Source organism: Polyangium sp. 6x1 (assembly GCF_029946515.1).
Lineage (GTDB): Bacteria > Myxococcota_A > Polyangia > Polyangiales > Polyangiaceae > Polyangium.
Genome location: NZ_JARZHH010000037.1, coordinates 64398 through 84591, shown reverse-complemented (window position 1 = coordinate 84591; position 20194 = coordinate 64398). Strand labels below are relative to the sequence as shown.

At 70.0% G+C, this 20194-nt stretch carries 18 protein-coding genes; 8 read left to right on the top strand and 10 right to left on the bottom strand.

The genetic code is table 11. The features are described from left to right. Positions 1 to 3 precede the first annotated feature (3 nt). Together QHF85_RS29945 and QHF85_RS29940 are read left to right on the top strand one after the other, a co-directional pair. A complete protein-coding gene (locus QHF85_RS29945) occupies positions 4 to 573 on the top strand; it encodes a SpoIIE family protein phosphatase (RefSeq protein ID WP_281330774.1) in 570 nt (189 codons plus the stop codon). Next, positions 573 to 1064 carry an ATP-binding protein gene (locus QHF85_RS29940; RefSeq protein WP_281330773.1) on the top strand — a complete coding sequence of 164 codons (492 nt, stop codon included), beginning with the start codon at positions 573 to 575 and terminating at the stop codon, positions 1062 to 1064. The genes QHF85_RS29945 and QHF85_RS29940 overlap by 1 nt, the downstream gene beginning before the upstream one ends. Before the next feature lie 4 nt (positions 1065 to 1068). On the opposite strand, the gene QHF85_RS29935 is transcribed toward QHF85_RS29940, so the two are convergent. The 5 genes from QHF85_RS29935 to QHF85_RS29915 all read right to left on the bottom strand — a co-directional run bounded on the left by QHF85_RS29935 (position 1069) and on the right by QHF85_RS29915 (position 6547). Continuing rightward, the gene (locus tag QHF85_RS29935; RefSeq protein ID WP_281330772.1) at positions 1069 to 2766 is read right to left on the bottom strand and encodes a hypothetical protein; all 1698 of its coding nucleotides are present in this window, start codon (positions 2764 to 2766) and stop codon (positions 1069 to 1071) included. A 10-nt stretch (positions 2767 to 2776) separates the two neighbouring features. Next, entirely contained in the window at positions 2777 to 4288 is a 1512-nt protein-coding gene (locus QHF85_RS29930; protein ID WP_281330771.1) for an FHA domain-containing protein, read from the bottom strand. Positions 4289 to 4442: 154 nt separating this feature from the next. After that, a complete protein-coding gene (locus QHF85_RS29925; RefSeq protein WP_271926507.1) occupies positions 4443 to 5135 on the bottom strand; it encodes a TIGR00266 family protein in 693 nt (230 codons plus the stop codon). Positions 5136 to 5148: 13 nt separating this feature from the next. Continuing rightward, positions 5149 to 5817, bottom strand: a complete 669-nt coding sequence (locus tag QHF85_RS29920) for a TIGR00266 family protein (RefSeq protein ID WP_281330770.1) — start codon at positions 5815 to 5817, stop codon at positions 5149 to 5151. A 34-nt stretch (positions 5818 to 5851) separates the two neighbouring features. Further along, positions 5852 to 6547: a TIGR00266 family protein gene (locus QHF85_RS29915; protein ID WP_281330769.1), complete on the bottom strand. Its 696-nt coding sequence runs from the start codon at positions 6545 to 6547 to the stop codon at positions 5852 to 5854. Between the two features lie 108 nt (positions 6548 to 6655). Here QHF85_RS29915 and QHF85_RS29910 point away from each other — a divergent pair, with 108 nt between their 5' ends. Beyond that, a complete protein-coding gene (locus QHF85_RS29910) occupies positions 6656 to 7465 on the top strand; it encodes a M48 family metallopeptidase (protein ID WP_281330768.1) in 810 nt (269 codons plus the stop codon). A 91-nt stretch (positions 7466 to 7556) separates the two neighbouring features. Here QHF85_RS29910 and QHF85_RS29905 read toward each other — a convergent pair whose 3' ends face one another. The 3 genes from QHF85_RS29905 to QHF85_RS29895 are packed head-to-tail and all read right to left on the bottom strand — an operon-like array spanning position 7557 to position 11056. Continuing rightward, complete coding sequence (locus QHF85_RS29905) at positions 7557 to 8081, bottom strand: hypothetical protein (RefSeq protein ID WP_281330767.1); 525 nt, start codon at positions 8079 to 8081, stop codon at positions 7557 to 7559. A gap of 56 nt (positions 8082 to 8137) precedes the next feature. Beyond that, entirely contained in the window at positions 8138 to 9904 is a 1767-nt protein-coding gene (locus QHF85_RS29900) for an AarF/UbiB family protein (RefSeq protein ID WP_281330766.1), read from the bottom strand. Between the two features lie 9 nt (positions 9905 to 9913). Further along, complete coding sequence (locus tag QHF85_RS29895) at positions 9914 to 11056, bottom strand: serine hydrolase domain-containing protein (protein ID WP_281330765.1); 1143 nt, start codon at positions 11054 to 11056, stop codon at positions 9914 to 9916. Positions 11057 to 11235: 179 nt separating this feature from the next. Between QHF85_RS29895 and QHF85_RS29890 the strand changes: the two genes are divergently transcribed. Together QHF85_RS29890 and QHF85_RS29885 are read left to right on the top strand one after the other, a co-directional pair. Beyond that, positions 11236 to 12456, top strand: coding sequence for a type II secretion system F family protein (locus tag QHF85_RS29890; protein WP_281330764.1), 1221 nt, complete (start codon positions 11236 to 11238; stop codon positions 12454 to 12456). After that, positions 12456 to 13763 carry an ATP-binding protein gene (locus QHF85_RS29885; RefSeq protein ID WP_281330763.1) on the top strand — a complete coding sequence of 436 codons (1308 nt, stop codon included), beginning with the start codon at positions 12456 to 12458 and terminating at the stop codon, positions 13761 to 13763. The genes QHF85_RS29890 and QHF85_RS29885 overlap by 1 nt, the downstream gene beginning before the upstream one ends. 4 nt (positions 13764 to 13767) lie before the next feature. Here QHF85_RS29885 and QHF85_RS29880 read toward each other — a convergent pair whose 3' ends face one another. Further along, on the bottom strand, positions 13768 to 14001 hold the full coding sequence (locus QHF85_RS29880; protein WP_281330762.1) for a hypothetical protein: 234 nt from the start codon (positions 13999 to 14001) through the stop codon (positions 13768 to 13770). Positions 14002 to 14199: 198 nt separating this feature from the next. On the opposite strand from QHF85_RS29880, the gene QHF85_RS29875 reads away from it, so the two are divergent. The 3 genes from QHF85_RS29875 (at position 14200) to QHF85_RS29865 (ending at position 18581) form a co-directional block, all read left to right on the top strand. Beyond that, complete coding sequence (locus QHF85_RS29875) at positions 14200 to 14796, top strand: ABC transporter substrate-binding protein (protein ID WP_281330761.1); 597 nt, start codon at positions 14200 to 14202, stop codon at positions 14794 to 14796. A 124-nt stretch (positions 14797 to 14920) separates the two neighbouring features. Then, positions 14921 to 17257, top strand: a complete 2337-nt coding sequence (locus tag QHF85_RS29870) for a hypothetical protein (RefSeq protein ID WP_281330760.1) — start codon at positions 14921 to 14923, stop codon at positions 17255 to 17257. Between the two features lie 88 nt (positions 17258 to 17345). Further along, positions 17346 to 18581, top strand: a complete 1236-nt coding sequence (locus tag QHF85_RS29865; RefSeq protein ID WP_281330759.1) for an aspartate kinase — start codon at positions 17346 to 17348, stop codon at positions 18579 to 18581. 10 nt (positions 18582 to 18591) lie between these two features. Here the strand turns inward: QHF85_RS29865 and QHF85_RS29860 are convergent, their stop codons facing one another. Then, positions 18592 to 20133, bottom strand: coding sequence for a hypothetical protein (locus tag QHF85_RS29860; RefSeq protein WP_281330758.1), 1542 nt, complete (start codon positions 20131 to 20133; stop codon positions 18592 to 18594). Between the last annotated feature and the right edge of the window lie 61 nt (positions 20134 to 20194).

The window sequence follows — 20194 nt, the reverse complement described above, 5'->3', positions numbered from 1 at the left end:
CCCGTGGACATAGGCACGGCAGAGCGCCCCGCAGATGGGGAAACCGTCTGCGGCGACGCACACCTCATTCTGGAGCGCAAGCCCCGCACCCTCATCCTCGTGGCCGACGGCCTCGGTCACGGCCCGCACGCGGCGCTCGCGGCGTCGACGTTGTGCAAGTACGTCGAGGAGCACGTCGACGAGCCGCTCGAGATGCTCCTGCGCGGCGCCGATAGGGCCGTGGCGAGCACGCGCGGTGCCGCCGTGATGCTCGCGCGCGTCGACGCGCAGGCCGCGACGCTCGACGTCGCAGGCGTCGGCAACGTCGCGCTCCGCTCGTGGAGCAAGGAGAAGATCCAGCCGCTGCCCGCGCGCGGCGTGCTCGGACGCGGCATCCGGCACGTGCGGATCTTCCGCTACAACCTGGTCCACGGCGACATGTTCGCGCTCTACACGGACGGGATCTCCGGGAGCTTCGACATCGAGCAGGTCAAGAACCTGGGCGCCACGACGATCGCCCGCTCGGTCCTCGAGGGCTACCGGAAATCCCACGACGACGCGACGTGCGTGGTCGTGCGTTACCTGGACCGCTGATGTCGAAGTTGCCCCCAGTCGTAGCCGAGCCGCTCTCGTTCGACATCGGCAACGAGCACGACCGCTTCTGGTGCGCCGCGGAGGGCCGGCGCTACGCCGCCGTGATCGGCTTCGATGCCAAGGCCCAGGGCGAGGTCGCGATCTGCATCGCCGAGCTCGTCTCGAACGTCGCGAAGTTCGCCGGGCAGGGCACGCTCGCGCTGTCGACCGTGACCGAGCCGCGTCTCGGCATGCGCATCGTCGTCGAGGACGCGGGCCCCGGCATCGACAACCCCGCGAGCGTGTTCGAGGACGGTTTTTCCGAGGGGCGAAGGCTCGAGCCGGGCACGCAGCGGCGCATCGGGCAGGGGCTCGGTGTCGGGCTCGGCGCCGTCGCGCGCATGATGAGCCACGTCGAGATGGAGAACGTGCCGAGCCGCGGCTTGCGCGTCGTCTGCCTCAAGTGGCTCGATCCGCCGCGCGGCGCATCCGGCCCGAGCAGCGCGCGCTAGCGGATCAGCGAGGCGCGGCGCGACCACCGCCTCGCGTGAGGAAGGCCTCGTAGCCCTCCATCAACGCGAGGTAGATCCAGCCGCCGAGCACCTCGGCGCCCGCGCTCGACGGATGCGCGAGATCGGCCCCGCCGAGGCCGCGCTGCACCCACACGCCCATCGAGCCGAGCCCGCCCATCGCGCTCAGCGTGTCCCAGTATCCGCAGCCGACCTCGGCCGCGACCTTGCGCTGGATCGCCGCGAGCTTCGGCACGACGGGGCGGCTCGTGTAACCCGAGCCCTTCTTGTCGGCGCGATCCATCGGCCCGATGAGCAGGCACGATCCCTGGGGCAGCGCCGCGCGGACCTGCACGAACACGGCCTTCATCGTCGACTCGTACTGATCGAGCGGGAAGAGCTCGCCGTCCTCGCTCTCGTTCATGCCGTACTGGAAGACGGTGAGCGCAGGATCGCGCGTCTTGAGCTGTTCGGCGAAATGCGCGTCGTCGCTCTTGTCGAGAAAGCGGACGCGGCAGCCCTGGATGCCGATCGCGTCGAGCACGACGCCGGGCACGTCGCGCTCCATGGTCACGCCGAACGCGCGCGCGCCCGGGCCCTCGGCGCGCACTTCGAGCTCGTGCGGGCCGTCGGGGACCTCGTAGACGCGCTGCCGCGAGGCCGAGACGTCGGCGCGCGTGTCGATCGTCTCGCGCAGCGCGCCGTCGATGCTCACGGTCATCGGAGCGCCGCCTTCATGTTCGAGATAGCTCACGGCGAAGCGCGAGACGGCGCGGCCGAAGGTGCCGGTCTTCGTGGTCGCGAAGCGCGAGAACGCGCCCTTGCCTTGCGCGCGGAACGAGACGCCGCCGAGGCCGTAGAAGCCGTCCTTCGCGTAGGGACCGACGACGCGGCTGACCTGCCAGCCCGGCGCCGCGAAGCGCACGACGTCGTTGTGGAAGTAGCCAGGCCAGGCGTTCGCCATGAGCATGAAGCCATGGCCCGCGTCGCCGAAGCGGCGCTGGAGCTTGCGGCGCAGCGTCGCCGTGACGAAGTCGCTCGCGACGATCGAGTCGCCGAAGTAGGTGACGCGCGCGATCGCCTTCGGCTCCTTGCGCTCGGCGGCCGCGAGGCGACCGTAAAACGCGTCGAGCGCGTGGCCCGAGGGATCCTCGATCGATCGCGGGGGTTTTCCCGTCTCGGTGGTGCTCGCCGCGGGCACGATCTCGGCCGCGGCGGCCGGGAGCGCGACCTCCTCGGGCTGGCGCAGCTCCGCCTGCTCCGTCGTCTCCATCGCGAGCGCCGTCTCGCCGACGGTGGCCGCGGGCTCGGGCGTGGGCGATACGGCGACGAGGCCTGCGCCCTCGGGCAACGGCGTGAGCAGGCGCAGGCGCGCGAGCGACGGCGCGAAGTAGGGCACGGCGACGAGCGCGGCGAGCGTGACGAGCGTGATCGCGGTCTGCGAGTACAGACCGTTGATGCGCGGCGCCTCGGGTTCGAGGGCCACCTCCGCGGGCGGCGCGGCCGCCTCCGCGGGCGCAGGCGCGACGCGGGGCGCGTCCTTGGCTGCGGGCGCGTCCTTGGCCGCGGGCGCCTTCTGCGGGGCTTCCTGCGGCGCAGGAGAGGCCTTCGGCGTCGCCTCGACGGCTCGGGCCTTCGCGGGGGCTTGCTTCGATTGTGCGCGCGTGGAGGCGGCGGCCTCGCGGCGCCGACGACGACCCGTCATCGGCGCGCGCTCAGCCGCCCTGCTTTTGCTTGAGCATCGCGACTGCGCGGTCCTTGCAGGCCGTATCGCGCTGATGCCTGCAGATCGCGATGAGCATCTTGATGTCCGCCTCGCTCGCCTTGCCGGACCAGACCCTCGGCTCGAGGCCCTTGCGGATCGCGGCCTCGTCGAACTGTCCGGGGGGCGGCGGCACCGTCGGCGTGGTCGCCGCCGTCGGCTCCGCCGACTTCACCGGCGCAGTGCCTCCCGTGGCGCCGACCGAGCTGCCGCCGTTGAAGCTCCCGCCGCCGGGGTTTGGCGGGACGTACGAGCCGCCGCCGTTGTTCGGTTGCGCCGTCGGCTCGGGCCCGGCGAGCGCGTGGAGCTGATCGGCGGCCTTCTTGCGCTGGTCCGCGCTCACGCTCGGCGTGGAGGCGATCTGCTGCAGGATGCGCTTCTTCTCGGCGACGTCCTCGAGCTGATCGGCCTTGCTGAACATCCAGTCGGCCCACTTCGACTCGAGGTCCTTGAAGGGCTGGCTCTCGCGGACGGGGGAGTTGTCGTTGATGGCCTGGAGCTTCGTGTGCGCGCGATCGAAGTCCTTCGCGTCGACGAGCTCCTTGGCTTCCTTCAGGACCTGCGCCTCGAAGGCGCTCATCTCCGGCGTCTCGACGGTGTTCGTCGTGGCCGTGGTCGTGGTCCGCGTCATCCCGACGATCACGCCGATCACCACGAGGCCCACGATCGCGCCGATGCCGATGAGCTTGCCGAGGCTCGGGCCGCGCGGCGGCGGCGCGGGCGCGCCCACGGTCGTCGCGACGTTGTCGAACGAGCCCATCGGCCGCATGGCCTGGCCGTCGACGCCGAGGCCCATGCCCGCGCGGAAGATCTTGCCCGCGCCGACGAAGCGAAGGCGCACGTCGCCGAGCTCGAGCGCGTCGCCGGCTTCGAGGATGCCGCGCTTCAGCTCCACGCCGTTGATGCGGATGCCGTTCGCGCTGCCCTTGTCGATGATCTCGTAGCGACCGTTGCCGAGCGCGATGAGCTCGGCGTGCAGGCGGCTGACGGAGCTGTGGTTGATCGAGATCGTCGCCTCTTCGGCGCGACCGATCGTGAAGTGCTCGCGATCGAGCGGGTACTCGGCGCCGGGGTTTGGCCCGACGACCACGACGAGGCGGTTCGGCCTTTGATGGACCGGGACCTGCGCGAGCGCGCCTTGCTGCGCGGTCGGGTCCTGGGCCGGGACGACCTTCGACTCGTCGACCAGCTCGATGCGGTAGTCGCCGAGCTGGATGACGTCGCCGCCGTTGATCGCTTGATCCCCGACGACACGGACGCCGTTGACGAAGGTCCCGTTGTAGCTCGACGGATCGGAGATCGACCATCCCTGGCCGTTCCGCTTGAGCTGCGCGTGTTTACGCGAGACGTTGCGGTCGGTCAGGCGAATCGAGTTACCTTCGCCGCGTCCGAGCCCGTACTCGTCGTGGGCGAGAGGGAGTACGGTCTGTTTCCCCTCGTCGTCCTCGATCGTTAGCTTCCACATAGACGGGTTGCCGCGAGGCGTGGCTCGACGGATTGAGGTACTTTACCGATGGATCCCCGCCGAACGCAATGCTCGTTTGTAGACGGGGGTGAGGGGAGCTGGTGCGAGGTGCGCGACGAGACCAACGCGACTTCGGGCCTCGTCGCGCGCACGTTCAACCCGAGGATTTGGCTTTGACCGGGCGGAACGGGTGGAGGAAGGAAGCGAGCGAGCTCGGGTTCCGCGTCTGGAGCCACAGGCGGCCCTGACCCTGGAAGTTGCACACGAGGCCCTCGCCGCCGAGGAAGAGGCTCTTCAGGCCGCCGACCTTGCTGATGTTGTACTGAAGGCCCTGCGTGAACGCGACCATGTGCGTGTTGTCGCAGATGTAGCCGTAGTACTGCTGGCCGATGTCGAGCACGTGCGCGCCGCCGTAGCAGTTGAACCAGAGGTACCCCTGGCCGTACGCGCGGATGAGGAAGAGGCCGCCCGAGAAGAAGCCCTTCGCGCCCTGCCACTTCGTGTCGAGCGTGACGCCCGGCGTGGAGGCGAGATACGCGCCGGACTGCAGGAAGAGCTCCATGCCCGGCTGCATCGTGATGCACACGATCGCGCCCTCGGGCGCGGGCGCGAACCACATGCTCTGCCCCGGCGCCGTCGCCGTGAACGTGTTCTGGAAGAGGCTCTCGCCGCCGAGGAGCTTGCGCTTCAGGGCGCCGCCGATGCCGCCCTGCAAACTCGTCTTCATCTCGATGCCCGTGTCGCGCGCGACCATCGCACCGCTCTCGGTGATGATCTGCTCGCCGGGCTGATCGAAGTAGACCTGGACCAGGCCGAAATCGGGGTTGTGACGGATCTCGTGTCGCACGGTTAAGACCTCTTCACTGCTCGCGCGGTGGCAAGAGAGCGCCGATCGTCGAGCCGTACTCGGCGGCGTTGCGGGACTGCAGGTACACGGTGCCCTGTCCCTCGAAGTGGCAAACGAGGCCCTCGCCCGAGAGGAACGAGGCGATCCAGCCGGATCCGCTCTTGCCGACCTTGTAGGTGAGCGACGACTCCCACGCGGCGAGGTGCCCCGTGTCGATCACCATGCTGCCGTCGACCTGCACCTGTTCGAGCGCGCCGAACGTGCCGATGACGACCTGGCCCATCCCCGACGTTTCGAGCAGGAAGAGGCCCGCGCCGGAGAACATGCCCTTGAAGCCGCCGCTGCGCGTCTTCACGTCGACCGACGGGCTCGACGCGACGTACGCGCTGTTCTGGATGCACCACTGCTTGTGGCCGGCTTCGAGCACCGCCATGTCGCCGCAGAGCGGCGTGGCGAAGAGGACCTCGCCCTGACCGCCTTGCGCGGTGAAGGTGTTGCGGAAGAACGACTCGCCGCCGAAGAGCCGCTTCAGGCCCTTCATGAGGCCGCCGGACTGCGTCTGCATCTGGACGTTGGTCGACATGCCGACCATCGCCCCGCTCTCGGCGACCACGGACTCGCCGTTCTGCAGCCAGCACTGCGCGAGCGACTGCGACGGGCGGTAAAGAAGGTTCACTTGCATCGCTGTTCGTCCTTATCTCCGGAAGCCCATCGCCTCACGGCGGAAGCATCGGCGTGAGCCAGTCGACGAGCGCGCTCGTGTTGCGCGACTGGATGAGGATCTTGCCCTGGCCCTGGAACTCGCAAACGATGCCCTCGCCCGAGGCCATGAAGCCGAGGAGACCACCGCCGCCGCTCTTGATCTTGAAGTTCAGCGACGAGTCGAAGCCCACGATGTGGCCGTTGTCGACGATGTAGCTGCCGTTGCAGTCGATCTCGTCGATCGCACCGTAGCTCGTCACGAAGACCTGACCGTTGCCGGAGGCCTCGATGAAGAACGCGCCCTCCTTCGCGAGCAACGCGCGCAGGCCGCCCCAGCGCATCTTCAGATCGATGTCGCCCGAGCTCGCGAGGAACGCGCCCGCGCTGAAGATCATGGAGTTGCCGGCGAGCTGGATCGGCCTGATCCCGCCCGACAGCGACGGCGCGAGCCACACCCAGCCCCCTTGCGGGCTGGAGAAGTGGTTCACGAAGAAGGTTTCACCCCCAACGATCTTCCGGATGATCGCGATGAAGAAGGCCTTCAGCTTCCCGAAGAACCCTGCGTTTTTCCCCGCGTTGAGCTTGACCTCCATCGTGAGGCTGCTCGAGCGGGCCACCATGGACCCTGCTTCCGCGATGATCGTCTCGCCTGGAGCGAGGCTCACCTGGAGCATCGAGAACGTCGGCTCGTACTTGACGATGTGTTGCATCCGAATCCTTCCCCTTCGTTCGGGAGGAGGCCATTCGGCCGGGACGGCGGGCGTTTCGACGCGCTCCCCCCACGGGCGGCCGAGAGGCGGGCAGGGTATAACGGAGACATGTCGGGAGCGGAAGCGAGAAGTGGGCAAGGTGCGTCGGGTACGGGCTTCGGGCACAGCCCCAAGCGCCTGGTCGCCGAGCTCGGGATCTTGCTCCTCGCCATCGTGGGGCTGATTTTCGCCGCGCGTGGATGCGCCGGATGCGCGTCCACGTCCATCATCGCGGCCATCCCGCCCGACGCCGACGCGGCGATCGGAAAGACGGCCGGCGAAGCGATGCGCGCGCAGCACGGGCTCTCGGGCGCGCCGACCGACGAGCAAAAGGCGCGCGTCGATCGGATCTTCGAGGAGCTGCGATCGAGCCTGACGGACGAGGAACAGCGCATCCTCGTGTCGCCGCGGATCACGGTCTTGAAGGACGATCAGGTGAACGCATTCGCGCTCCCCGGCGGCGAGGTGTTCGTCTTGACGGGGCTCCTCGATCGGTCGAAGGACGACGACGAGGAGCTGCGCGGCGTGCTCGCGCACGAGATCGGGCACGCGGTGAAGCGACACGGCGTGCGATCGCTCGTGCGAAACGCGCTGTTCGGGTTGACGATCGCGTTCGTCGTGGGCGACCTGAACGACATCACGGCGACGGTGATCGCCGGCGCCTCGCAGCTCGACACGCTGAGCTACAGCCGCTCGATGGAGGAAGAGGCCGACGCGTTCGGGGTGGATCTGCTCGCGCGCGCAAACAAGAGCCCCGAGGGGCTCGCGCGTTTCCTCGAGAGCCTCGAATCCGCGCCCGTGCCCGAGCTGCTCTCGACGCACCCGGACAGCGCCGAGCGCGCGAAGGCGATCCGCGAGCGGATGCGCAGCAGCAAGTAGACCAAGAGATCGCGAAGCGATCTCCCTCCAGGGGGTGAATCGGCCGGGCTTTGCCTGGACGAGAGGGGGACGCGAGGCGTCTTCCTCGGGACTAGACCCGGAGGTTTCGCGACGCGCTGCTGACCGCGGGGACGAGCGTGTCGCCTTCGACCCGGCCGAACACGTCGAGCACCGTGCGGCCCTCGGCGTCGCGGCCGGGGCGCTCGCGCGTGTAACGCGAAGGTGCGGCCGCGAGGACGACGCCGAGCTCGTCCGCGACGTCGGCGAGCGATCCCGAGAGCTCGTCGTCGATGGCGCGTCCGCGCGCTTCGTGCGAGCTGCCCGGCGGCACGCGGACGGCGATCGAGCCGAAGACGCGCGTCCCCTCGGCGACGATCGCGTGCTCCTTGCCGGTTTTTTCGAACAAGTGGAGCGCGGCTTCCGCGTCCTTCAGCACCTCGCGCGCGTCGACGACCATGGCCTTGCGGCGGCGGAGCTCGTTTTTTCGATCCGGCGAATCGTCGCCGAGCTTCGCGATCTTCTCCGCGAGCTTGTCGTGTTCCGCCTTCAGACGCTCGACCTCGGCCTCTGCGGCCTTCCGGGCGGCCTCGAGCCTGTCCCGCACTTCGCTGCTCATGCGCGAACGTTGACGTTCGTCCTGGGCCACCGTCAACGGGGGAAAGCGCGAAGCCTCTACTTCGGCCGCGCGAACAGGATGCTTCCGAGGAGGAGCACGCCCGCGCCCGCGGCGCCGTAAAGGCAATACCGGGCGAGCTGCGGCTGGCCGGCGAGGTGGAGCTGCAACGCGGCGAAGCCCGAGGCGATGCCGATCGACGTGTAGATGAGCTGCCGGATCCCGGTGTAGACGAGCCGGGCCGCGCCCGGCAGGCCCTTGACGCGAAGCTCGAACTCGCCGCGGTTCGCGCGGTTCAGATATTTACGGAGATCCTCGGGGATCGTGATGGCCTTGAGGGCCATGTCCTTCGCCGCTTCGACCGCGATCTGCGCCCAGTCGCGGTTGCCGAGCACGAAGTCCTGCAGGTAAGGCCGGATGACCTCCATCGGCGAGAGCTCGGGATCGAGCTGCGTGCAGAGCCCCGTGAGCAGGAGGATCGTGCGCTCGAGCAGGACCCAGTCGCGCGGGATGTGGAAGGCGCCGGAGAGCTCCTTCAGGCCGATGTTCATCTTGCGCAGATCGACGAGGCTCTCGATGCCCTTCTGCGGATCGAGCTTGATGTCCTTCAAGTTGAAGGTGTCGATCTTCACCTCGTCCTGGAAGCGCTGGTGGAAGAACTCGATGACCTTCTCGCTCACGTCGGGCGAGTCCGTGCGCGAGAGGAAGCCCATCTTGCGCATGGCCTTGATGAGCTGGTCGGTGTCGCGCCGGATCACGCCCTCCAAGAACTCGGGGATGCCCTCGCGCATCTGCGGCGAGAGCTCTGCGACGGCGCCGAAATCGAGCAGGACGAGCGCGCCGTCGTCGCCGACCAGCATGTTCCCGGGGTGCGGATCGGCGTGGTAGACGCCGTCGATGAAGATCTGCTGGCAGAAGACCTGGACGACCTTGCGCGCGAGCGCCTTGCGATCGACGCCGCGCGCGTCGAGCGCGGCGATGTCGCCGATCTTCACGCCGGGCACGAAGTCCGTCGTCATCACGCGGCTCGTGCAGTAGCCCTCGATCGGGCGCGGGAAGCGCACCGTGGGATCGCGGAGGAAGTTGTCGGCGATGCGCGTGATGTTCCGCGCTTCGCTCTGGAAATCGAGCTCCTCCAGGATCATCGAGCGGACCTGGTGGTAGTAGGCGTCCAGGCCCTGCACGGGGACGAAGATGCTGACGATCTGCATGATGCGGCGGATCGTGGTGAGATCGAGCCGCACGATCTCGTCGATGTCGCGGTGCTGGACCTTCACCGCGACGTGCGCGCCGTTCTTGAGCCACGCCTCGTGCACCTGGCCGAGCGAGGCGCTCGCGATCGGCTCCTCGCAGAACCGATCGAAGAGCGCGCCGACGGGTTTGCCGAGCTCGCGCTCGATGCGCTCGGCGATCTCGCGGTACGGCCGCGGCGGGACCTGATCCTGCAGCGCCTCCAGGCCCGAGCGGAACTGCGCGGGCAGGAAGTTCGCCATGATGCTGAGGAGCTGCCCGACCTTGATGAACAGGCCTTGCAGCTCGACGATCGTGGAGAGCACGCGGCGCGCGTTGCGCCCGTGCACGTCGGCCATGCGCGCGTCGAGCCACGTTTGCCCGAACCAGCGCCCGAGGAAGAAGAACCAGAGGTAGCTGCCGAGGACGACGAACGTCGTGTAGTAGGCGCGGATGAAACGATAGCTCTGCCGTCCCTTCGGCCTGATGCCGCGCGGTCCGGCGCTTCGCTTCGCGGGCTTCGAAGGCGCCTTCGGCGCGGGCGCGAGGATGCTCGCGCGCGGCTGTTCCTGGAGGGACGGTGCGCCTTCCGACACGGGGGGAGCTTATCCCGCGGCTCGCGAGGCCTCCACCATCGCGTCGAACATGGCGTCGTAGGCGGCCGGTCGGGCGCGCCGGATCGCGAGGGCGGTGCGCGTCGGGTGGACCCGGTTCGTGAGCAAAACGCCGACGAAACCCGCGTCCGGATCGACCCAGAGGCTCGTGCCCGTGAAGCCGAGGTGGCCGAAGGTCCGCGGCCCGAGCCGCGCGCCGGAGCTCGGATCGTCGCCGCTGCGCTGATCGAAGCCCGCGAGGAGCGATCCGCCCGGGCGAGGCCGGACGAGCGGCGCGAGATCGTCGGGGGCGAGGAAATCGCGTCGATGGCCGGAGAGCGCTTCGAGCAAGGCGATCCCGAGCCGCGCGACCGAGCGCGCGTCCCCGAAGAGCCCCGCGTGCCCCGCGGACGCGTGACCCACGAGCGCCCAGGCGTTCTCGTCGTGCACGGCGCCCCGCACGAGCCCGTCGCGGAACGGGACGATCTCGGTCGGCGCGACACGCGCATCAAACGAAGGGTCTTTCGAACGGAGGCTGCGCGCCGATCCGATCGCGAGACTGAGCGGCCCCGTGACCTCCCGCGTCACGAGCGCGTCGAGATCGAGCCCGCTCCGATGCGCGAGCGCCACGCCGAGAAGGACGTATCCGAGGTCACTGTAAACAGGCGAAAAACCTTCCGGCGGCGGATCGCCCGTACAGTCTTCGCGCCTCGCGTTCGCGGCCATGACGAGCGCGGCCTCGACGTCGACGGCCTCGCCTCGCACGAGCGGGCCGTAGAGCGAACCGTGGGCGTCGAGGCCCGCGCGATGGGCCGAGAGCAGATCGAGCGAGGCGTGCGCGGACCGCGTGTTCGCGAGCGTCGGCACGAGATCCGCGAGCGGCTCGGAGCGGGCGAGCGAACCATGGCGGACGAGCCGGGCCATCACGAGCGCGGTGATGGGCTTCGTGACCGAGGCCAGATCGAAGGGCGTATCGAGGTCGGCGAGCGGCGCGCCCTCCTCGAACGAGAGCGCGCCCGCCGCGCCTGCGCCGTGGATCCAGCCTGCGCTCGTTCGCTTGGCGGCGGCGACCACGGCGCACGGCGCGGCGTGGTGATCGTCCACGACGAGGCGCGCGGCGGCCGTGAGGTCGATGGCGGGGGCGGCGTTCTTCATGGCGGTGCGGATCAAGTCCGGGGGTTTGGGGGCGTAGCTCGGCTCGTCCGAGCGTAGCCCCCAAGCGTGGACTGGAGGAGGGGTGTCAACGATCTCGCGATTCGGTCGAACGTGCCGCGTCTTTGACCCCGAGCGCGCTCGCCCCTTATCCTGGTAGGCCGGGAGTCGAGCAAGAAACCATGGCCGAGTTTGCATGGGAAGCACGCGCCAGGACCGGTGAGGTCCGAAAGGGCGTGATGGATGCGGAGAACGAGGCCGCCGTGCAGACCCGCCTGCGCGGCTTGCAGCTCAACCCGACGAAGATCACGGCGAAGCGCAAGGGCCTCGATTTCAAGAACGTCACGATCGGGTCGGGCGTCACCTCGCAGGACCTCGTCAAGTTCACGCGCCAGTTCGCGACGATGATCGACGCGGGTCTGCCGCTCGTGCAGTGCCTCGACATCCTCGCGAACCAGGAGCCGAACCCGCGCTTCCAGGTCGCGCTGCGCGACATCAAGAACAGCGTCGAGCAGGGCGCGACGTTCAGCGACTCGCTGCGGCGGCACCCGAAGATCTTCGACGAGCTCTTCGTGAACCTCGTTCAGGCCGGCGAGGTGGGCGGCATCCTCGACACGATCATGAACCGCCTCGCGGGCTACATCGAGAAGCGCGCGAAGCTCGCGCGCCAGGTGCGCGGCGCGATGGCGTACCCGACGGCCGTCATCATCATCATGATCGTGGTCATCGTCGTGCTGATGACCTTCGTGATCCCGGCCTTCGAAGGCATGTTCGCGGAGTTCGGCGCGAAGGACGCGCTGCCGGGGCTGACGAAGGCGGTCATCGCGACGTCGCGCGCGTTCGTCAGCGCCTTGCCCTTCACGATCGTCGGCAGCATCGGCCTCGTGTTCGGCTCGATCCGGTTCTACCGAACCCCGAAGGGCAAACGCATGGTGCACAGGCTCATGCTGAAGCTGCCGATCTTCGGGCCGGTGATGCAGAAGATCGCGGTCGCGCGGTTCACGCGGACGCTCGGCACCTTGCTCGGCTCGGGCGTGCCGATCCTCGACGCGCTCGACATCGTGGCGAAGACCGCGGGCAACGTGATCATCGAGGAGGGCCTCGTCTACGCGCGGGTCAAGATCTCCGAGGGCAAGAACATGGCCGAGCCGCTCGAGGAGATCAAAGTCTTCCCCGGCATGGTCGTGCAGATGGTGGCCGTCGGCGAGCAGACCGGCGCGCTCGACACGATGCTGAACAAGATCGCCGACTTCTACGAGGAGGAGGTCGACGTCGCGGTCTCGGCGTTGACGTCCTTGCTCGAGCCTTTGCTCATGGTCGTCGTCGGCGTGGTCGTCGGGGTGGTGCTCATCTCGATGTACCTCCCGATCTTCAGCCTGGCAGGCAACATCAAGGGCGAGTGATGAAGCTCGGTCTCCGCGACGGCGCCGAGAGCTCGTTCGCGGTCCGCTTCGCGTGGCTCACGGGGCTGCGCCTGATCGTCCTCACGATCGTGCTCGTCGTGATGACCACGATCTACCTCGGCGGCATCGGCACGCGCGCCGATTCGAGCCGGATCGCGATGCTCACGTTCGCGGCCGCGTTCGCCCTCACGGGCGTCTACGCCGCGGTGCTGCGGCTCGGCAAGGGCCTCCCGCTGCTCGCGTACGGGCAGATGTTCGTCGACCAGATCGCGTGGTCGATGATCGTCTACGTCTCCGGCGGCGCGACGAGCGGCGCGACCTCGCTCTACGGCTTTTCGTGTCTCTGCGGCGCGATCCTGCTCGGCCTTCGTGGCGCGCTCATCGGCCTCATCGCGGGCGCCTCGTCGTACGCGCTGCTCTGCATGCTGCTCGTGCAGGGCTACCTGAAGCCGCCGCCCGATCAGCCGCTCGAAGCGTATGCGACGGACTGGTCGGAGGTCGCGTTCCCGCTCGTCTTGAACCTGCTCGCGATGAGCGTCGTCGCGCTGCTCGGCAGTTACCTGGCCGAGCGCCTGCGCGTCACGGGTGGACGGCTCGTCGTGGCGACGGCGCGCGCCGAGCAAGCCGAGCGGCTCGCGGCGCTCGGCAGGCTCGCGGCGGGGCTCGCGCACGAGATCCGAAACCCGCTCGGATCGATCGTGGCTTCCATCGAGCTGCTCCGCACGGGTGGATCGATCGGGCCCGAGGATGAAGCGCTCTGCGCGATCATCGAGCGGGAGACGACGCGCCTGAACGAGCTCGTGACCGACATGCTCGACGTCTCGCGCCCGCGCGCGCCCTCGAAGGCGCCGACGGATCTCGCCGCGATCGCGCGCGACGTCGTGATTCTCGCAGGGAAATCGGGCCGCGGCCGCGACGTCCCCTTGCGCTACGTGGGGCCGGATTCGCTCGAGATCGTGGCCGACACGGCGCAGATGCGGCAGGTCGTGTGGAACCTCCTGCGCAACGCGATCCAGGCGAGCTCCGCGGGCGCCGAGGTGATCGTGCGTGTCGAGGCGGACGCGGGCGGCGCGGTCGTGCTCGCGGTGGAGGACCACGGCGCGGGGATCCCGCCGGAGGCGCGGGAGCGGCTTTTCGACGCGTTCTTCACGACGCGATCGCAGGGCATGGGCATCGGCCTCGCGGTGGTGAAGCGGATCCTCGACGATCACGGTTTCACGATCGAAGTCGAGAGCGAGCCCGGCAAGGGCACGACATTTCGCGTGCGGATCCCGACTTCGCCGGAGCTCGCGCTCGCGCTGGGCTGAGCAATCAGGGCTCTTCGAAGGGCGCGACCGGCGGAGTGATCCGGAGCGAGGCGTCCGGGAGCAGCACGATGGACGAGGCGTCGAGGAGCAGGATCGGGTCGCGCGGGCCGGCGTCGGGCGCGTCGGACGCGGACGGCGCCTCCGAGGGCGAAAACCCGCGCGACGCGACCCAGCCGAGGCCGAAGAAGCCGATCGCGCCGGCGAGCCCCGCTGCGAGGAGGATCGGGCGGCGCTTCATGCGCTCGATGGTGCCTCGCGAGCGACAGAGGCGCCACGCGTGTCGTGGCCGCCCGTTCACAGAGCTGACATCGGACGCTGAAATCGACTAGATCCGGCGGGTGGCACGGAAGGTGAATAAACGGGGGGCATGGACGTCTGCCTGCAGTTCCGCGACGCCCGGGCGGCGATCGACGGTGAAGGCAGGAGGAGCTGGAACGTGAAACGAACGAACTTTGTCGGCGCGTTGGTCTTGTCGTTCGCCTTGTCGCTCGCGGGCGCCGCGGGCCTCGCGCATGCCGGAGCGGCGACGGACGTGGTGAAGGCCAAGCAGACGGCCTTGTTCGAACTCCTCAAGAAGCCCTCGAACGACGCGAAGATCAGCGCGATGTTCGACGAGCTGCTCGATTATCAGGCGCTCGCCGAGGCCTCGCTCGGATCCGAGTGGGCGGCCCGGACCGACGCTGAAAAGGCCGAGTTCAGCGCCCTCTTGAAGCAGCTCGTCCGCAAGTCGTACGAGCGAAACCTCAAGAAGACGCTCAATTTCAACATCGAGTACACGGCCGAGGAGAAGAAGGGCGACGCGATCGTGGTGAAGACGCGCGCCGTGTCGAAGACGGACGCGCGCAGCGAGCCGGTCGAGATCGCCTACGTGATGGCCGAGAAAAACGGCGCCTGGCGGGTGAAGGACATCATCACGGACGACGTGAGCCTGGTGTCGAGCTACCGCTCCCAGTTCACCAAGATCGTCAAGAAAGACGGCTTCCCGGCGCTCATCAAGAAGATGAAGGACAAGCTCGCGAAGGGCGACGTCTGAAGCGCCTTCCGACCCCATGAAACGCGGCCCTCGGGCGAACGAGCCCGGGGGCCGTTTGCCTTTCGAAGCTTCTTTCCATTCGGAAATTCGCGGTACCGCGCGCCTCTTTGGTAGGCTAGGGCGCGTGGCTTTTGGTGTCGGGCCGGGTGGGCGTGCGCGCCCCTTCGGACGCGCTGAGCCGCTCCGCGTCCCCACGACGACGGGGAGCAGCAGCGCGGAGGCGAAGCCTCGCCCGACGGATCGGCCGATCCTGCTGCTCTCGGTGCAGCGAGGCACGCTCTCGATCGAGCTCGACGCCCCGTTCGCGGTAGGGCCGCTCGTCGTCGACGAGCTCGCGATCTCCCTGCCGAGCGTGCGTTTTCCGGTGGATCTCACGGGCGGCGTGACGCGGTTTCGGCATCGGCGCGGCGTGCTCGGGCGGCTCGGCGTGTCGACGAGGACCGAGGATCTCGCGGCGTTCGCGGCGCCGCGCGCGCGGGGCGTGCTCGGGGAAGGGACGCCCGAGGTCGGGATCGTCGCGACCGAGATGGGGCTCCGCGTGGGGATGCGGCTCGGGCGCGCGGCGCTCGCGTTCGACGTGGTGATCGCGCCGAACGAGCGAGACGTGCGGCTCGTGCCCGAGCGCGCGCGCGGCGTGGGCCTGGGCGCGCCGCCGCACGTGCTCGCCTTGCGCGTGATGGCCGAGGTTTGTCGGCCCTTCGGGCGCCTCGCAGGCAGCGCGGTGATCCTGCCCGACGCCGTTGCGTCGCTCGTCCGGCACGTGATGCCGGCGGCCGGCGCGCGCGCCCCGTCGGTGCATGGCGCGCGGTGGGAAGCGCCAGCCGTGGAGGAGATGCGTTTGTCCCTGCGCGCCGACGCCACCGCGTCGCCGCCCGCGCTCGTGGCAGCGACGATCCGCGCGATCGAGCAGGCTGAGCTCACGGCGGACGCGGATGCGATCGCGGCCTCGGGTGATCTCGAAGAGGCGCGCCGGCGTTATCTGCTCGCGCTGGAGCGCGCGCCGCGGCACCCCGAGATCTCCTCGCGGATCGCGTGGATCGACGTCGCCGAGGGCGAGCGGGCCGAGGCCGCGCTCTCGACGCTGGTCGACGCGATCCCGGCGATCGACGCGGGCCTGCTCGGCGGCGCGCTCCTCGCGGCGATCGGCGACGAAGGCGGGGCGATCGCGGCGTTTTCCCGCGCCGCGCACGCCGAGGCGTTTGGTCCGCTCGCGGCGCTCGTGTGGCTCGAGGTCGCGCGGATCTCGTCGGAGCTCGCGACGCGGCTCGATGCGCTGGATCAAGCCGTCGTGCGCTCTCCGATGCTCGAGGACGCGCGCTGGGCGCGGATCGAGGCGCGGCTCGACGTGGGGGACGCGCAAGGCGCGCGGACCGACGCCGAGCACCTCGAAGCCGCGGCCCGCGGGCCCGAGGCGCGACACCGCATCTGGAGCCGCGCGGCCGACGCGTTCCTGTCGCGCGGATACGTGGCCGAGGCGCGCGTGTTGTTCGAGCGGGCGCTCCGGTACGCGCCCGACAGCCCCGAAGCGGCGCTCGGGCTCGCGCTCTCGCTGCGCGCCGCAGGGGAAGGCCGGCGCGCCCTGGATCTGCTCGCGCGCGCCGCCTCGCTCGCCGCGCGCGCGGGGCGCACCTTGCCTTCGGTCGAGATCGAGCTCGCGCGTGCGCTCGTCGAGCATGCTTCCGATCGCCCGGCCGCGATCGCGCGGGTCCGTGCGATCCCGCCGGGGCTCGTGCAGACCGCGGAGGCGCGCGCGCTCGAAGGTCGGTGGCGCGCCGAGCTCGGGGATCTCGCGGGCGCCTCGCTCGCGCTCGCGCGCCTGCGCGAAGCGGCCGAGGCGGTTTCTCCGGACGATCCCGATCGCGCCGCGGCTGTGGCCGCGATGCTCGTCGAGGCCGCCGACATCGAAGAAAACGCTCGTGGCGATCTGCGGGCCGCGCAGCGCCACCTCAGCGTCGCGATCCGTCTGCGCCCGCGGGATCGCCAGATCGGCGCCGCCTTCCGTCGCCTCTCGACCGAGCTCGGCCGCGTCGCGCCGCCGCCCCAGGCCGCGCCTCCGCCTGTCCCCGTCGAGGAGATCGCGCCGTCCGATCGAGCGCCTTCCTTCACGCCTCCTGCGCCCTCGGTGGAGGCCGCTCGCCCGATGGACGAGGCGCCCACGAACGAGGAGGAAGACGAGAACGACGAGCTCCTCGTCGAGCGCCTCACCGACAAGCTGCGCGCGAACCCGCACGATCACGAGGTCGCGCTCCGCCTCGCCGACGCGCTCGCGCGGCTTGGCCGGGATCTCGAGCTCTTCGCGCTCCTCTCCGCGCGCATCGAGGAGGGTGGCGAGGAGGTCCGACGCGAGCTTTGGCCGCGCAAGCGCGCGGTGCTCGAGCGGCTCGCAGAGACGGCGCGGGCCGAAGGGCGCCCCTCGGAGGCGGAGCTCTACGAAATGATGGCGGCGAGCGAGGAGGACTAGCCTCGCCGCGCGTTTGCCCCTTCCGCGCCGCTCGTGCTAGCGGTCGACGAAGGCGCGCTCGCGTGCCCTCTTCTCTCCGAGGTACCTCGTGCAAGGCAGTGAGTCGAACGGAAGGCGGCGTCCGATCATCGTCCAGAAGTACGGCGGCTCCTCGGTGGCCGACGTCGAGAAGCTCGGGCGGGTGGCCGATCGGGTCGTCGCCGCGAAGCGCGCGGGCCATGACGTCGTCGTCGTCGTGAGCGCGATGGGCAAGACGACCGACGGCCTGCTCTCGCTCGCGCGGCAGGTCGCGAGCCAGGCCGGAGGCGCCTCGGATCCGCCGCGCCGCGAGCTCGACATGCTCCTCTCCACGGGAGAGCGCGTCTCCATGGCGCTGCTCTCGATCGCGATCCAGGCGCGTGGCGAGGCGGCCATCTCCTTCACCGGGTCGCAGTCCGGCATCCTCACGAACGACCGCCACTTCGACGCGCGCATCATCGAGGTCCGGCCGCACCGCATCGAGGACGAGCTCGCGCGCGGGCAGATCGTGATCATCGCGGGCTACCAGGGCATGAGCTACCGGCGTGAGATCACGACCCTCGGCCGCGGCGGCTCCGACACCACCGCCGTCGCGCTCGCGGCCGCGCTCGAGGCCGAGCGGTGCGAGATCTACAGCGACGTCGACGGCGTCTACTCGGCCGATCCGCGCGTCGTGCCCGACGCAAAGCACCTGCCCGAGCTCGATCACGCCATGCTGCAGGAGATGGCCGAGTGCGGCGCGAAGGTCGTCTGCGCGCAGGCCGTCGAATGGGCCCGCCGCGCGAACATCGCGATCTACGCGCGCTCGACGTTCGACGCGGAGGAAGAGGGCGCGCGTCAGACCGTGGTGCGCAAGTTCGGCCCGCGCGAGGATCTCCGCGCCCGCGCGGTCGTCGGTGAAGGCAACGTCGCGCTCGGGAGCCTGCCCGACGTGGCGAAGCTCGACGAGCTCCTCCGTGTCGCCGGCGAAGCGAAGGTGCCCTTGAAGGACCTCGCCGTGAACGAGCGCGGCGCGAGCTTCGTGATCTCGCTGCTCAACGTGCCCGATTGGCGCGGCGCCAAGCAGCGGCTCACGAGCGCCTTGCCGTCCCTCGCGCTCGTCGAGGACGTCGCCGTCGTCAGCGTCGTCGGGGATGGCCTGGCCGCGACGACCGAGCCCCTCGCGCGCTTCCTCGCTGCGCTCCGCGGCGTCTCCGCGTCCCCGAGCGCCCTCACGGCGACCCCGCTCCGGCTCGGCGCGGTCGTCCCCACGAGCGCCCTCGCCGAGGCGCAGCGCGCGCTGCACCGCGCCTTCGTCGAGAGCTGATCCCCCGCTGTCAGTGCGGCCGCGCCGGAGGCCCCAGCGCGACGAGGCCGAGCCGGCTCGCGATCCAGACGAGCTCGCGCGAGCCGTCCCACGCGATCGACGCCTCCCCGAGGCCCGTCCCGTCCTGCCCGCGTAGCTCCGCGACGCGCGCGACGTCCCCGTCCTCGCCCACGCGCACGACGTAGGACGTCGCGTCTCCCCGGGGCGCCATCAGCGCGTAGAGCGGCGCATCCTCCTCGTCGCCCGCGAAGCACGCGCCGATCACGTCGTGCAGATCGACCGACTCGAACGAATGCCCGCCGTCGTTCGACAGGAGCAACCCACGCGGCGATACGATCGCCACGCGCCTCCCTGCCGCCGCGACGGCCAGGCCGGGCTTCGGAGCCCCCGTGGCGAGATCGGCCGCCGCGCCTTCGAGCGGCGCCCTCTGCCAGGCCTCGTCGTCGCCGCGCAGCCTCTCGATCGCCGCGCCGTCGGGCCGCGTCGCCAGCACCACGAGCGTCCCGCCCGCTGCCTTGATCGCGCGCACTCCGCCTTCCCGTGCGAGCACCGGCGTCCCTTCGCGGCCCGTCATCGACCAGAGCGAACTCTCGTGCAGGATCCAGATCCGCCCCGGCGTCGCCCCGAGCTCCACCGGCCCCTTCTCCGACCGGAAACCCGCGACCGGCGTCGCCGACGCGCATCCATCGCGGCTCACGAGCAACCCGCCGCGCGAGAGCGCCACCACCGCCACCTCATCCGTCGCGACGACCGCCGTGCTCGGCGTGTCGAGCCCCGTCTGCCGCGCCGCGTGCGCGCCCTCGTCCACCGCGAGCACCACGTCCCCCGCGGCGAGCACGCGCCCCCCGCACACCGTCACCGCGATGCACGGCACGGGCGCGCCGGCGCCTTCGAGCACGACGAACCGGCTCGGCGCCCACGGCGGCACTTTTCCGCGCGCGGCTTCTTCGAGCAGCTCGTCGGCGAGCGCGTCGTCGCCCGCCTCGTCGTTCGCGCTCTCGTCGAGCTCCGGTAGCGCCGACTCGTCGATGTCGATCTCCGCGCTCTCGCCCGTCCCTTCCGCGCCGCCGTCGTCCTGGGTCGCGTCGAGCTCCAGATCCGCATCGTCGTCGCCGAACGTACCTTCGTCCCGGTCCTCGTCGAGCGCGCTCTCCTCGCCGTCGAGCGTCGCCAGATCCTCATCGAGGGACCCGACATCGACGCCGTCTTCAGCATCGTCACCCGAGGCCTCGTCCGCCTCGTCGTCCACGTCGAGCCCCACGTCGAGATCCTGGGCGTTCGCGTCGTCGAGCGGATCTCCGCCGTCGTCGCGCAGATCCGGCAGCGCGTCCTCGAAGGCGTCGCCTGCGGCCTCGTCGTCCCCGGCGTCGGGGTCCGTGTCGAGCGGCGGCAGGTCCATATCGTCGTCCTCTTCCTCGGTTTTCCGGGGCGCGCGCGCCGGGGCTCCGAACGCGAGCGCGCGCCCGGGTTCGTCCTCCCACCTGGCCTCCCCCCCGAGGCTCCGCGGATCGCAAGCGACTTCGGCAACCCGATCGTCTTTCCCGTACGACATGGCGGCACGAATCTAGCGCCTTTGCCTCGGCGAGCACGGCGGGACTTCTGGAGAGGCCGCC